Genomic DNA, 12275 nt, shown 5'->3' on the forward strand with positions numbered 1-12275 from the left:
TGCCGCTCTTCTGCAGGCGCCCCTCTGTTCCTGGCAACACCTATCCGATCGGCATTCCCCTCCTCCTCCCTTTACAGCGCCATCTTCACGTTCGATGATCCGGAGCAATACCGACGCCAGCCCCTCGTCATAGAGTCGCGGCTCAGCGTTTCACTGGAGCGAGCCCATGAATGCGGATGTCGTCATCGTCGGAGCCGGGCCGGTCGGCCTGTGCCTGGCGCGTTCCCTGTCCGGACAAGGCCTGTCCATCGTGATGATCGAGCGGCAGCGGCTCGAGGATCTGGCCGCCCCGCCCTTCGACGGGCGCGAGATCGCCCTCACCCATGCTTCGCGCCACGAGCTGGAAAGCCTTGGCATCTGGTCGCATATCGCCGGCGAAGACATCGCCACGCTGCGTGATGCCCAGGTGCTCAATGGCGACTCGCCCTATGCGCTGCGCATCGCCGCCGCTGCGGTGCGACAGGAACGCCTGGGTTGCCTGGTGCCCAATCACGCCATTCGCCGGGCCGCCTATGCGGCGGTGCTCGAGTGCGCCGACGTGCAACTGCTGACGCAAGCCAGTCTCAACGATGTCCGTTGCGACGCCCGGGGCGTGACCCTGCAACTCGATGATGGCAAACGCCTCGATGCCCGGCTGATCGTGGCTGCGGACAGTCGCTTTTCCGAAACCCGCCGGCGCCTGGGCATCGGCGCACGCAGCGAGGATTTCGGCAAGCACATGCTGGTCTGCCGCATGGCCCACGAGCATGACCATGAACAGGTCGCCTGGGAATGGTTCGGCTATGGCCAGACCCTGGCCCTGCTGCCGTTGAACGGCAAGTGCGCCTCGGTGGTGCTGACCCTGCCGCCGCGGGAAATGGAGGATGTGCTGAAGCTCGACGAGGAGGCTTTCGCCCGCGACATGGAACGCCGTTTCGACCGGCGCCTGGGGCGTATGCAGCTGCTTGGCAGTCGCCACAGCTATCCCCTGGTGGGCGTCTACGCCGAGCGTTTCGCCGGTCAGCGCTGCGCCCTGGTCGGCGATACCGCCGTGGGCATGCACCCGGTGACCGCCCATGGTTTCAACTTCGGCCTGCAAAGCCAGCGGCGCCTGGCCGAAGCGCTGCTGGAGGGGTTGCGCCAGGGGCGCGATATCGGCGACGACAAGGCCCTGCAGCGCTATGCGCGGGCTCATCAGCGCGCCAGCTGGCCGCTGTACCAGGCCACCAGCATGCTGGTGCGCCTGTACACCGATGACCGGGCGCCGACCCGCCTGCTGCGCAATGCCGGCCTGCGCCTGGCGCAGAACCTGCCCCCCTTCAAATGGGCCCTGGCTCGCCACCTGACCCAGGTGTCGAACGGCTGATCAGCTGTCCGCGGCGCGTTGCAGGTTGACGCGCTGGCGCCACTCCATGAAGGTCTTGAGGAACAGGGTGAGCAACGCCATGCACGCCAGCAGGCCGGCCGCGGTAAAGGCGGCGACCGGTTTGTAGTCGTTGTTCAACTGATCGACCAGCAGCGGCAGGGTCAGGGTCTGGTTGAGGATGGTGCCGGAGACCACCGACACCGCGCCGAACTCGCCCACTGCCCGGGCATTGGTCACCACCACGCCGTACAGCAGCGCCCACTTGATGTTGGGCAGGGTGATGTGGCGGAAGATCTGCCAGCCATTGGCGCCCAGGCACAGGGCCGAGGTTTCCTCGTCGCTGCCCTGGGACTGCATGACCGGGATCAGAATGCGCGCCACGTAGGGCGCGGTGACGAACACCGTGACCATGACGATGCCCGGCCAGGCGAACATCAGTTGCATGTCGCGCTCGTAGAACCAGCGCCCCAGGCTGCTTTCCAGCCCGTAGACCACCAGGTAGCAGAGACCGGCGACCACCGGCGAGACGGCGTAGGGAATGTCCACCAGGGTGGTCAGCAGCTTGCGCCCGCGGAAATCGTAATGGGTCACGCACCAGGCCAGCAGGATGCCGAAACACAGGTTCAGCGGCACGGTCAGCGCTGCCACCAGCAGGGTCAGGCCGATGGCGTGCTGCATGTAGTCCTGCGACAGGTTCTCCAGCAGCAGGCTCCAGCCACCGCTGAGCGCCTTGGTGAAGATCAGGGCCAGCGGCACCAGCAGCATCAGCGCCACTGCGCCCAGGCCGAGAACGATGAGTAGCCATTGATGCCAGTGTTGAGGTTTTTTCATCTGCTTTGCCGCTGCCATTTGAACAGACGCCCCTGCACCACCTGCAAGGCGAAGAGCAGGAACAGTGACGCCAGCAGGATCACCGAGGCGATCGCCGCCGCCGCCGGGTAGTTGAACTCCTGCAGGCGCACGAAAATCATCAGCGACGACACTTCGGTCTTGAACGGGATGTTGCCGGCGATCATGATCACCGCGCCGAACTCGCCCAGGCTGCGCACGAAGGACTGCGACGCCCCGGTGATCAGCGCCGGTACCAGGCTCGGCAGCACCACATAGGCGAACGACTGCCACTTGTTGGCGCCCAGGGTGCTGGCCGCCTCCTCGTACTCGGTCCCCAGGCTCTGCAACACCGGCTGCACCGTGCGCACCACGAACGGCAGGCTGGTGAAGACCATGGCGATGAGAATGCCGGGGTAGGCATAGGCGATCTTGATGCCGGCGGCGTCGAACCACTGGCCGAGCCAGCCGCCGGGAACCAGCAGCGCGGCCAGGGTCAGGCCGGCCACCGAGGTCGGCAAGGCGAACGGCAGATCCACCAGTGCATCGACCAGGCGCCGTCCGGGGAATTCATAACGGGTGATGATCCAGGCGATCAGCAAGCCGATCAGCAACGCGGCGATGGTGGAATAGAAGGCGCCGCTGATGGTGACCTTGTAGCTCTGCACCACGCGTGGATCGCTGATCGCCTGCCAGTACTGCGCCCAGCTCATGTCGCTGACGTACAGCAGCAGTGCGGACAACGGGAACAGGATCACCAACGACAGGTAGAAGACGCTGAAACCGAAGCTCAGGCCGAAGCCCGGCAGCAACGGGTTCTGCAGAAAGAATACGGGGGTCTTGCTCACTCGGAAGTCCTTCAATGCACAAACCGCCGGAGGGTCGGCGGTTTGTGGGTCACACGTGACGGCTCGAGCGACTGAGGCTCATCGTCTATCGAGCAGGGAGGCTATGCCCCCTGCCCTGGCGATCAGCGCCCCTCGGCCAGAAGCTGGTCAAGGATAGCATTGCCATCGAAGTGCTTGGCAGTGATCTCGTCCCAGCTGCCGAGGACTTCGGTCGGGTTGATCAGGCGCAGGTCCTGGAACTGTGCGGCGGTCGCGGCCGCCACTTCCTTGTCCTGCACGCGGTAGTGGTACTGGGTCAGCAGTTGCTGGATGTCCTTGCTGTACTGGAATTGCAGATAGGCGGTGGCCACGTCGCGGGTGCCCTTCTCGTCGACGACCTTGTCGACCACGGCGACCGGGAATTCGGCAAGCACGCTTACCGGCGGTACGACGACTTCGAATTCGCTCGACTTGAATTCCTCGCCCTTGGCGATATTGACCACTTCCGATTCGAAGCTCAGCAGCACGTCGCCCTGGCCGTTCTGGGCGAAGGCCACGGTGGCGCCACGCCCGCCAGTGGGGAAGTTCTCGACGTTGTGGAGAATCTTGCCGACGAACGCCTTGATCTTGGCTTCATCGCCCTGGAACGCCTCGTTGGCGTAGAGCCAGGCGCCCAGGTAGCTGTAACGCGCGTTACCCGAGGTCTTCGGATTCGGGAACACCAGCTTGACGTCCGCGCGCGCCAGATCGTCCCAGTTCTTGATGTTCTTCGGGTTGCCCTTGCGCACCAGGAAGGCGGTGGTGCTGTAGTACGGCGAGCTGCTGTTGGGGAACTGCTCGGCCCAGTCCTTGCGCACCAGGCCACGCTTGGCCAGGATGTCGACGTCGGTGACCTGGTTGAAGGTCACGGTGTCGACCTTCTTGCCCTGGATGATGTCCTGGGCCTGGCGCGAGGTGCCGGCGAACGACTGGTCGATCTTCAGGTCCTTGCCGGTCTCGCTCTTCCAGTGGGCCTGGAACCTGGGGTTGATCTCGGCGAACAGCTCGCGCGCGACGTCATAGGACGCGTTCAGAATCGGCTTGTCCGCCGCCAACGCCGCCGCACTACCGAGCAAGGATGTGCTGATGACGGAGGCCAGAAGTAGTCGTTTGAGCATGATCCGGGTTTCCTTACGGGTGAAGTGGGGCGATGAATGCTGGCAGTGTGCTAGAGCCTGTTATTCCTTAAAAGAATTTATTAATCATAATGATATTCTTCTAAGAGATAAAAAAGGCCTTCATTGTGTCTAAAGAGCCCCTCGGGATGCAAACTCGGTGGTTGCACGCCTCAAATACTCAAAAAGAATTACTACATGAATATTTAGTATTTATGGCTCTAAAAGGATATCGGTAGAGTCGGCTCACGTCTCGAAGAGAATCCATCATGAATCGAACCACCAATGTCGTCGACCTCTCCCTCTTCCGCAAACGCCGCCAGGCGCGGCTGATGGCCGAAGCGATGTGGGCGATGTATGCAGCCCGGGCCGGCTACGTTGGCGTTCAGATGCAGATGCTGCAAGTGGACAAGACGTGCCAGGGCTGAACCGTCATGACCGTGAGCAGTCCGCTACAGGTGAATCGCGAGGCCGCTGCCGGTTCCTGTGAACACGAGCAGGACGACCTGATCGGCCAGCGCGTGGCCCACAACCTGCAGCGCTTGCGTTGCAAGCGCAACCTGTCCCTGGATGCCCTGGCCCGGCAGTGTGGCGTGAGCCGGGCGATGCTGGCGCAGATCGAATCCGGGCGCAGCGTGCCCTCGATCAAGGTGCTGTGCAAGATCGCCAAGGGACTCAAGGTCTCGGTGGCGGCGTTTCTGGAAAACCGTGCCTTCGAGGGTGTGGCGCTGCTGACGGCGCAGTCGAGCAAGCGCCTGGTCAGTGCCGGCGGTACATTCGTCAGTCGTGCCCTGTTCCCGTTCGATACGGCCCGGCAGACGGAGTTCTATGAACTGCGGCTGGCGCCGCTGGGGGAAGAGGAAGCCGAGGGCCATGCGCCCGGCACCCAGGAAAACCTGGTGGTTGCCCAGGGCGTGCTGGAAGTCAGCGTGAACGAGGAGCGTTACCTGCTATCGACCGGCGATGCCATCCTGTTCTACGCCGACCAGCCCCACCGCTACCGCAACCCGGCAGACAGCGAAGCGCTCTGCTACCTGGTGATGAGCTACCCGGAACGCCTGGACTGACCGGGCCGGCGCCCCGAGGTGAACGGGGGTTGTTGCAGCGTTGCATACCCTGGGTTCGATACGACGAAACCCGGAGCCGAGCCCGGGCTTCGGTAGGATGGGGGTACCCCATCGGCACGGCGCTGATGGGTTGGCACCCATCCTACGAACCGGATTAGGGCAGCAAGAACGAAAAAGCCCGGGAAATTCCCGGGCCTTGTCGTTGCAGGCTGGCTGATCAGCAGGTGCAGCACATCATCGGCATGCCGTTGCAGCTCATCATCATCGGCATGCCGCACTCCATCATCTTCATCATCAGTTCGCAGCAGCTCTTGAACATCGCCATGTCCATGCCCTGCATGGGCATCATCTTGCACATCATCATGCCTTCGGCAGTCATGCTGCAGGACATCATGCACTTCATGGAGGGCATCGGGATACCCATGCCCATCATCGGCATGGCCATCATGTTCATCGGCATTTTCGCCATGGCGTCCTGGGACATGGCCATCATCGACATGTTGCCGCAGTGCATCATCATCGGCATGCCGCAGTCCATCATCATGCCCATCATCTCGGCGCTGTTCTTGAACATCGCCTTGTCCATGCCCGCCGCCGGCATCATGGTGCACATCATGCAGTCGGACTGCATCTCGCAGGACATGGTGGCCATCATCATCGGCATGCCCATCATCATCGGCATGTTGGCATTCATCGGCATTTGCATTGCATTCATCATGGTGTAACCCCTGAATCGTCTGGATGGGTGAATAACCGTCGTTGGCGACAATTCTAGAGGGTGCTGGAGAGCGGACAAGGTGCGAGGAAAACAGCAGGGATCGCTGTGCTGGCGACCGATTGGGATGTTTTACACTTCGACTTGATGCGATGACGCTTAAATGGTCGTTATAGCGATGAAATAAGGCGTGAAAGAAGGGAAATCTTCGCTATGGATATTCTTTTATTGCCTATACAAATAACTGAAGTGAATAATCGATCTAAACCATTTGCAATACTGCCGGGCACACTGGTGCCCGGCGGCCTCCATCACTCCTGCCACTTCCCGCCTTCGACGATGATGGCTTCGGGGTCGGTGCCCTCGGCCAGTTCGGGGCGTACGTACTGGTCATAGAGCCCCAGCAGGAATTTCTCCTCGCCCAGCGCGGCCAGCTCCTGGTTGACCCAGTCGCGCAGCTCGATGTTGCCTTTCTTCACCGCCGGGGCGATCGGCGCTTCATCGCCCAGGGTTTCGGGAAGAACGCGATAGCCCGGATTCTGCTTGGCCCAGCTGAACAGCACCAGGTTGTCCTGGGCATAGGCATCGCCGCGACCGTTGGCCAGGGCCTGCAGCGACTCGGAGTTCTTCTCGAACTTGAGCAGTTTCCACTCCGGGTGATTCCTGGTCAGCCAGATATCGGCCGTGGTGCCGGTGGTGACGATGGTGGTCTTGTCGGCCAGGTCATCGAGCTTCTGCACCTCGCTGTCCTCGGCGACCAGGGCCTGTACCGCGACGCGCAGGTTGGGGTTGGTGAAGTCCACCGCCTCGGCCCGTTCCGGGGTGACGGTCATGTTGGCGAGGATCAGGTCGACCTTGTCGCTCTGCAGGAACGGAATGCGGCTGGCCGGCTCGACCACCACGAACTCGACTTTCTTCTCGTCGCCGAGCAGGTCCTTGGCGAAGCGCTTGGCGATATCGGTGTCGAAGCCAACGTACTCACCCTGCTCGTTGACGAAGCCGAACGGCGGCTTGTCGCTGAAGACCCCGACGATCAGCTTGTCGCGGGCCTTGATTTTCTCCAGGTAGCTGTCGCTCGGCGCCGCGGCGGCGGCAGGTGGCGTCGCCGTCGCGGGCTCGGCCGCGGCCTGCTTGGGTTGTTCGGACTGGCCACAGCCGATCAGCAGGCTGGCGGCGAGCAAGGGGAATGTCAGGGCAGATTTGAAGGTCATTGCGCTTTCCTTTTGGGCATGTTTTCCACGTAGGAGAACTTCTCCAGAAACTGCTGCGCGCGTGCGGTTTGCGGGTTGCTGAAAAAAGTTTCAGGGTCGTTCTGTTCGGCGATCACGCCGCCGTCCATGAACAGGATTCGGTCGGCCACCGCCCGGGCGAAGGCCATTTCGTGGGTGACGATGAGCATGGTCATGCCGCCTTCGGCGAGGCCGAGGATCACCTCCAGCACCTCCTTGACCATTTCCGGGTCGAGGGCGGCGGTCACCTCGTCGAACAACATCACCTGCGGGTTCATGCACAGCGCCCGGACGATGGCGATGCGCTGCTGCTGGCCGCCAGACAACTCACGCGGGTAGGCATTGCGTTTGTCCAGCAGGCCGACCCGCTCCAGCAGCGCCTCGGCCTGGGCCAAGGCCTCACCGAAGGCGCGTCTCTGCACCTTGAGCGGACCGAGCAGGATGTTTTCCAGCACCGTCTTGTTGGGGAACAGGTGGTAGCTCTGGAAGACCATGCCGATTTCCTGGCGTACGGCGCGCCAGTCGGTCTTGCCACCCAGCTCGCGCCCGGCGAAACGCAGGCTGCCGCCCTGCCCCTGCTCCAGGCCATTGAGGCAGCGCAGCAGGGTGCTCTTGCCGCAACCGCTGGGGCCGAGGATCACCACCACCTCGCCGCGCTCGACACGCAGGTCGACCTTGCGCAGCACTGGCGTGGCGCCGAAGCTCTTGCTGAATGAAGCGAGTTCGATCAAGGCGCTCATGCATGGCTCCAGCGACGCTCCAGCACGCGCGAGGCGGCCGACAGCGGATAACAGAGGACGAAGAAGAAGAGGAACAGGAAGCCGTAGATCAGCACCGACTCATAGGTGCGCTCGATGATCTGCTGGCCGACCTTGATCACATCCACCACGCCGATCAGCACCGCCAGCGAGCTGGTCTTGATCAGCCGTGTGTAGACGTTGATGGTCGGCGGCGTGATGCGCTTGAGCGCCTGGGGCAGCAGCACCTCGCCATACAGCTGCCAGGTGTTCAGGCCGATGGCCAGACCGGCCTCGCGCTGGCCGCGGGGCAGCGAACGCAAGCCGCCGCGCACCACCTCGCCCACTTCGCTGGCGCCCCACAACGACAACACCAGCACCGCGCACCAGAAGCTCGGCACGCTGACACCAGCGAAGATCGGCAGACCGAAGAAGAACAGGTACAGCCAGACCAGCACCGGGATCGCCCGGAACAGTTCCAGGTAGACCCGTAGCAGTCCATCGAGCCAGGCCGAACCCAGGCTGCGCAACACCCCGTAGAGCACGCCGCCCAGGGTGCTGAAGGCGATGGCCGAGGCGGAGATGCTCAGGGTTTCCCAGGCGCCGCGGGCCAGCTGCGGCGCCGACACCCAGAGCAGCTCAAGACCCGAACTGGCCATGTTGCAGCCTCCTTTCCAGTACACCCAGGAGCAGCGACAGCGTCAGGAACAGCAGCACGCACAGGGCGGTCATCACCGCGAGCATCTCGTAGGTCTTGTAGTACAGGGCGATGTAGCTCTTGGTGGTGTAGAGGATCTCCGGCACCGCCACCGCCGAGACCACGGTGGTTTCCTTGAGCAGGAAGATGAAGTTGGCGAACAGCGCCGGCAGGCTGAGCAAACCGGCCTGGGGCAGGATCACGTGGCGCAGCAGCTGCCAGCGCGACAGGCCGATGGACAGTCCCGACTCGATCTGCGCCCTGGGCACCGCTTCCACGCCGGCGCGCAGCACCTCGGTCAGGTAGGCGCCACCTAGAAAGGTCATGGCGATGATCGCCGCGGCGAACCCGGACAGGCGGATGCCGATCACCGGCAAGGCGAAGTAGATGAAGAACAGCTGGATCAGCAAGGGGGTGTTGCGCGCCACTTCGACATACAGGCCGACCAGGCGCCGCAAGAACGGCACACGCCAGACCAGAATCGCCGAGTTGAGCAACGCCACCAGCAGGGAACAGGCGATGGCGATGGCGCCGACCTGCAGGGTGACGCCAACCGCCTTGAGGAAGGCCGGCAGCGTCGACACAACGAATGGCCAATCGAAGCTCATCGCAGCGCCCCGCCGTCATCCATAACGCACGAACGGGTCTGCGCCTGCAGCCCGACTTCCACCAACGAACGCATCATCAACACCAAAAATCGACTGCCGCCTCGTGCGCGGCAGTGCCTGGCCAGGAGCATGCGGGCAATGGGTGAGCGCCCGCACGCCGGTTTCTACCGCCCCATCAGCTGCCCGGGTTGGCGTAGGCTTCTTCGAAGAAGTAATCCTTCCAGGAGTCGGCCTTGTTCTTCAGCACGCCCAGTTCATGCAGCTTCTCGGCATAGATGAAGGTGCGCTCCGGCGACACGGTGAAGTCGATCTCCGGATCGATGACGATCTTCTTCACGAACTCCAGCGGCAACCTGGAGTTCTCCACCTTGATGTAGGTCTGCGCCGCCGCGGCCTTGTCCGCCTTGATGATCTGCGAAGCCTCGACCAGGGCGTCGTAGAAGGCCTTGTAGGTCTTCGGATTCTGGTCGTGGAATTTCTCGGTGGCATACAGCACGTTGAAGGTGGCCTGGCCGCCGAGGATGTCGTAGGAGCTGATCAGCTTGTGCACATTGGGGTTTTCCAGCGCCTGGTACTGGAACGGCGGGCTGGAGAAATGCGCGGTGATTTCCGAGCCGCCCTTGGTCAGCGCCACGGTGGCGTCCGGGTGCGGCAGGCTCACGGAGATCTTGTCGAAGCGCTGGAAGTCGGCATTGCCGTACAGCTTGGCGGTTTCGATCTGCAGGGTGCGCGACTGGAAGCCGACGCCGGCCGCCGGCACGGCGATGCGATCCTTGTCGCCGAGATCCTGCAGGGTCTTGACCTCGGCCCGGTTGCTCAGCAGGTAGTTGGGCATGGAACCCAGGGACGCGACGGCCTTGACGTTCTGCCGACCGTGGGTACGGTCCCACACGGTGAGCATCGGCGGCACACCGGCCGAGACCACGTCGATGGCCCCGGCCAGCAGCGCTTCGTTCATCGCCGTGGCGCCGGAGATGGTGCGCCACTCGACGTCGATCTTGTCCAGGCCCTGGGCCTTGGCGTGCTTCTCGATCAGTTGCTGGTCCTTGACCACATGCAGCACCAGATAACCGATGCCGAACTGCTGGGCGATGCTGATCTTGCCTTCCGCGTGGGCGGCCAGCGGGGTTGCCAGGGCGCCGAGCAGACCCAGGGCGGTAGCCAGGCGGCCGAGTTTGAACGTGTTGGTCATCATCTCTTCTTCTCGTTGTAGATAATCGGTAGCCCGGGTCGAGCGCAGCGACACCCGGGGAAAGCGACCTGGGTATCGCGATGCTCAACCCAGGCTACGGTTGGGTTAACGCTGCATCCCCCAGCGCTTGACGGTGACGCGCTCCAGGGTGGCGAACACCAGGTTCTCCACCAGCAGGCCGATCAGGATCACCGCGGCCAGGCCGGCGAACACCTTGTCGGTGTACAGCTCGTTGCGGTTCTGGAAGATGTACCAGCCCAGGCCGCCCTTGCCGCTGGAGGCGCCGAACACCAGCTCGGCGGCGATCAGCGTGCGCCAGGCGAAGGCCCAGCCGATCTTCAGACCGGCGAGGATCGACGGCAGCGCCGCGGGAATCAGGATGAACAGCACGAAGCGCAGGCCCTTGAGGCCGTAATTGCGCCCGGCCATGCGCTGGGTCTCCGAGACGCCGAGAAACCCCGCGTAGGTGTTCAGCGCCAGGGCCCAGAGCACCGAGTGCACCAGGACGAAGATCAGGCTGTTCTCGCCCAGGCCGAACCACAGCAGCGCCAGCGGCAACAGGGCGATGGCCGGCAGCGGGTTGAACATCGAGGTCAGAGTCGAGAGCAGATCGCGGCCCAGTTGCGTCGACACCGCCAGGGTGGTCAGCAGAAAGGCCATGACGATGCCGATCAGGTAACCCTTGACCAGTACCGACAGGGAAATACCGACTTTCTCCAGCAATTCCCCGGTGCCCACGCCCTCTATGAAGGCGCGGGCGGTCTGCAGGAAACTGGGCAGCAGCAGGTCGTTGCCCTGGTAGCGCGCGGCCAGTTCCCAGATCAGTGCCAGGCCCAGCAGGATCAGCGATTTGCGCAGCCAGCCCTGCTGCCACAGGCGTGTGGCCAGCGGCAGCTCGCGCTCCACGGGCTGGTCGCCCAGGGGCGCCAGTTCGATTTCGTATTCTTCACGGCGCAAGGTGGTGTTGCTCATGATGGTCGTCTCGCGGAATTCGGTGAAAACAACGCCTCAGTAGGCAATGCGCACATCGTGGAAACCCAGATCGCGGGTCTCGGGGGTATCGCCCGGCTGGTCGAACAGCAGGCGATGGATACGCTGTGCGGTCTGCTGGAAACCCACGCCGCCGAGGCTGTGCAGGTCGTACTGATGGCTGTTGATCTCCGCCCTGACCCGGCCCGGATGCGGCGACAGCAAGAGAATGCGGTTGCCGACGATCAGCGCTTCCTCGATCGAGTGGGTGACGAACAACAGGGTGAAGCGCACCTCCTCCCACAGCTCCAGCAGCTCTTCCTGCATCTTGCGCCGGGTCAGGGCATCGAGGGCGGCGAACGGCTCGTCCATCAACAGGATCTTCGGCTGCATGGCCAGCGCCCGGGCGATGGCCACGCGGGCCTTCATGCCGCCGGACAGGGTGTGCGGATAGGCATCGGCGAAAGCCGCCAGGCCGACCTTCTCCAGGTAATGCAGGGCGCGCTCCTCGGCTTCGCGGCGGCCCAGGGTGCGCGAGGCCAGCAGCGGGAACATGACGTTCTGCTTGACCGTCTTCCAGGGCGGCAACTGGTCGAACTCCTGGAACACCACGATCCGGTCCGGGCCCGGTTCGCGCACCTGGACGCCATCCAGACGAATGTTGCCGGCGACCGGTTCGATGAACCCGGCCACGGCCTTGAGCAGGGTGGATTTACCGCAACCGGAGGGGCCGAGCAGCACGAAACGATCGGCGCGATCCACCTCGAAGCTGACTTCGTGGGTGGCGCGCACGACGCGCTGTGGGGTGCGGTATTCGAGGCTGACCTTCTCCACCTGCAGCAGGGTGTCGAAAGCGCCAAGATTGACAGTGCTGGCCGTGTGGCCTTGCAGAGGGGCGTTCATGGAT

At 63.2% G+C, this 12275-nt stretch carries 14 protein-coding genes; 3 read left to right on the forward strand and 11 right to left on the reverse strand.

The features are described 5' to 3' along the window. The first annotated feature begins 166 nt into the window (after nucleotides 1-166). Nucleotides 167-1345, forward strand: coding sequence for a 5-demethoxyubiquinol-8 5-hydroxylase UbiM (gene ubiM, locus DNK34_RS00655; RefSeq protein ID WP_131174259.1), 1179 nt, complete (start codon nucleotides 167-169; stop codon nucleotides 1343-1345). Here the strand turns inward: ubiM and cysW are convergent, their stop codons facing one another. The 3 genes from cysW to cysP form a co-directional block, all read right to left on the reverse strand. After that, nucleotides 1346-2176, reverse strand: coding sequence for a sulfate ABC transporter permease subunit CysW (gene cysW / locus DNK34_RS00660; RefSeq protein WP_131174258.1), 831 nt, complete (start codon nucleotides 2174-2176; stop codon nucleotides 1346-1348). Beyond that, on the reverse strand, nucleotides 2173-3021 hold the full coding sequence (gene cysT / locus DNK34_RS00665) for a sulfate ABC transporter permease subunit CysT (protein WP_131174257.1): 849 nt from the start codon (nucleotides 3019-3021) through the stop codon (nucleotides 2173-2175). Before cysT ends, cysW begins: the two co-directional genes overlap by 4 nt. Nucleotides 3022-3143: 122 nt before the next feature. Beyond that, nucleotides 3144-4157: a thiosulfate ABC transporter substrate-binding protein CysP gene (cysP, locus tag DNK34_RS00670; protein WP_131174256.1), complete on the reverse strand. Its 1014-nt coding sequence runs from the start codon at nucleotides 4155-4157 to the stop codon at nucleotides 3144-3146. Nucleotides 4158-4423: 266 nt separating this feature from the next. Between cysP and DNK34_RS25350 the strand changes: the two genes are divergently transcribed. After that, nucleotides 4424-4582: a hypothetical protein gene (locus DNK34_RS25350; RefSeq protein ID WP_165496861.1), complete on the forward strand. Its 159-nt coding sequence runs from the start codon at nucleotides 4424-4426 to the stop codon at nucleotides 4580-4582. A gap of 6 nt (nucleotides 4583-4588) precedes the next feature. Next, entirely contained in the window at nucleotides 4589-5221 is a 633-nt protein-coding gene (locus tag DNK34_RS00675; protein ID WP_131174255.1) for a helix-turn-helix domain-containing protein, read from the forward strand. A gap of 217 nt (nucleotides 5222-5438) precedes the next feature. On the opposite strand, the gene DNK34_RS00680 is transcribed toward DNK34_RS00675, so the two are convergent. From DNK34_RS00680 to DNK34_RS00715, 8 genes are all read right to left on the reverse strand, one after another. Next, on the reverse strand, nucleotides 5439-5939 hold the full coding sequence (locus DNK34_RS00680; protein WP_131174254.1) for a hypothetical protein: 501 nt from the start codon (nucleotides 5937-5939) through the stop codon (nucleotides 5439-5441). A 308-nt stretch (nucleotides 5940-6247) separates the two neighbouring features. Beyond that, nucleotides 6248-7147, reverse strand: coding sequence for a transporter substrate-binding domain-containing protein (locus tag DNK34_RS00685; protein ID WP_131174253.1), 900 nt, complete (start codon nucleotides 7145-7147; stop codon nucleotides 6248-6250). Next, entirely contained in the window at nucleotides 7144-7905 is a 762-nt protein-coding gene (locus DNK34_RS00690; protein WP_131174252.1) for an amino acid ABC transporter ATP-binding protein, read from the reverse strand. The genes DNK34_RS00685 and DNK34_RS00690 overlap by 4 nt, the downstream gene beginning before the upstream one ends. Continuing rightward, on the reverse strand, nucleotides 7902-8561 hold the full coding sequence (locus DNK34_RS00695; RefSeq protein ID WP_131174251.1) for an amino acid ABC transporter permease: 660 nt from the start codon (nucleotides 8559-8561) through the stop codon (nucleotides 7902-7904). Before DNK34_RS00695 ends, DNK34_RS00690 begins: the two co-directional genes overlap by 4 nt. Beyond that, complete coding sequence (locus DNK34_RS00700) at nucleotides 8542-9207, reverse strand: amino acid ABC transporter permease (RefSeq protein ID WP_131174250.1); 666 nt, start codon at nucleotides 9205-9207, stop codon at nucleotides 8542-8544. Before DNK34_RS00700 ends, DNK34_RS00695 begins: the two co-directional genes overlap by 20 nt. 175 nt (nucleotides 9208-9382) lie before the next feature. Then, a complete protein-coding gene (locus DNK34_RS00705) occupies nucleotides 9383-10399 on the reverse strand; it encodes an ABC transporter substrate-binding protein (protein ID WP_131174268.1) in 1017 nt (338 codons plus the stop codon). A gap of 105 nt (nucleotides 10400-10504) precedes the next feature. Then, nucleotides 10505-11371 carry an ABC transporter permease gene (locus DNK34_RS00710; protein ID WP_131174249.1) on the reverse strand — a complete coding sequence of 289 codons (867 nt, stop codon included), beginning with the start codon at nucleotides 11369-11371 and terminating at the stop codon, nucleotides 10505-10507. Nucleotides 11372-11407: 36 nt separating this feature from the next. Next, entirely contained in the window at nucleotides 11408-12271 is an 864-nt protein-coding gene (locus DNK34_RS00715) for an ABC transporter ATP-binding protein (RefSeq protein WP_131174248.1), read from the reverse strand. Nucleotides 12272-12275: the final 4 nt, after the last annotated feature.

Source organism: Phytopseudomonas dryadis (assembly GCF_004327355.1).
GTDB classification, from domain to species: Bacteria; Pseudomonadota; Gammaproteobacteria; order Pseudomonadales; family Pseudomonadaceae; genus Aquipseudomonas; species Aquipseudomonas dryadis.

Bases quoted from the DNA above. Each gene is read 5' to 3' on its own strand.
- ubiM (WP_131174259.1), top strand. From the start codon at position 167: ATGAATGCGGATGTCGTCATCGTCGGAGCCGGGCCGGTCGGCCTGTGC.
- cysW (WP_131174258.1), bottom strand. From the start codon at position 2,176: ATGAAAAAACCTCAACACTGGCATCAATGGCTACTCATCGTTCTCGGC.
- cysP (WP_131174256.1), bottom strand. From the start codon at position 4,157: ATGCTCAAACGACTACTTCTGGCCTCCGTCATCAGCACATCCTTGCTC.
- DNK34_RS25350 (WP_165496861.1), top strand. From the start codon at position 4,424: ATGAATCGAACCACCAATGTCGTCGACCTCTCCCTCTTCCGCAAACGC.
- DNK34_RS00675 (WP_131174255.1), top strand. From the start codon at position 4,589: ATGACCGTGAGCAGTCCGCTACAGGTGAATCGCGAGGCCGCTGCCGGT.
- DNK34_RS00680 (WP_131174254.1), bottom strand. From the start codon at position 5,939: ATGATGAATGCAATGCAAATGCCGATGAATGCCAACATGCCGATGATG.
- DNK34_RS00685 (WP_131174253.1), bottom strand. From the start codon at position 7,147: ATGACCTTCAAATCTGCCCTGACATTCCCCTTGCTCGCCGCCAGCCTG.
- DNK34_RS00690 (WP_131174252.1), bottom strand. From the start codon at position 7,905: ATGAGCGCCTTGATCGAACTCGCTTCATTCAGCAAGAGCTTCGGCGCC.
- DNK34_RS00695 (WP_131174251.1), bottom strand. From the start codon at position 8,561: ATGGCCAGTTCGGGTCTTGAGCTGCTCTGGGTGTCGGCGCCGCAGCTG.
- DNK34_RS00700 (WP_131174250.1), bottom strand. From the start codon at position 9,207: ATGAGCTTCGATTGGCCATTCGTTGTGTCGACGCTGCCGGCCTTCCTC.
- DNK34_RS00705 (WP_131174268.1), bottom strand. From the start codon at position 10,399: ATGACCAACACGTTCAAACTCGGCCGCCTGGCTACCGCCCTGGGTCTG.
- DNK34_RS00710 (WP_131174249.1), bottom strand. From the start codon at position 11,371: ATGAGCAACACCACCTTGCGCCGTGAAGAATACGAAATCGAACTGGCG.
- DNK34_RS00715 (WP_131174248.1), bottom strand. From the start codon at position 12,271: ATGAACGCCCCTCTGCAAGGCCACACGGCCAGCACTGTCAATCTTGGC.